The organism is Mesorhizobium sp. M2E.F.Ca.ET.209.01.1.1 (assembly GCF_004010375.2).
Taxonomy (GTDB): domain Bacteria; phylum Pseudomonadota; class Alphaproteobacteria; order Rhizobiales; family Rhizobiaceae; genus Mesorhizobium.
In genome coordinates this window covers 1-393 of sequence record NZ_SADP02000318.1, presented here as the reverse complement: position 1 = coordinate 393, position 393 = coordinate 1, and the positions used below count along the sequence as shown (strand labels likewise).

Sequence of the window (393 nt, the reverse complement as noted above, 5' to 3'; positions counted from 1 at the left end):
ACCGTTCCCTGGCTGCATTGGATACCGACCTGCGCGCCCGCGGTTCCGCGCTGGTACTGCGCAGCGGTGACAGCCTGCCGACCCTGCAGGCCCTGATCGAGCAGGCCGGCGCCGAAGCCGTGTACTGGAACCGCAAGTACGAGCCGGCCACGCAGCCACGCGACGCCACCATCAAGCGCACGCTGCGCGAGCAGGGCATCGACGCGCAGAGCTGCAACGGCAGCCTGCTGTTCGAACCCTGGGACATTGCCACCCAGCAGGGCCAGCCCTACAAGGTATTTACGCCGTATTGGCGCAACGTGCTCAGTCACTGGCGCCTGCCGGCGCTGCAGCCCGCACCGAAGGCAATGGCGGCGCACACGGTGGACAGCCTCGCGCTGGAGGATCTCCAGC

Annotated in this window: 1 protein-coding gene; it reads left to right on the top strand. The window is 68.2% G+C overall.

The window, feature by feature from the left end; all coding sequences use genetic code 11:
* On the top strand, positions 1-393 hold a 393-nt coding region (locus EN852_RS35810; protein ID WP_135879683.1), incomplete at both ends, for a deoxyribodipyrimidine photo-lyase.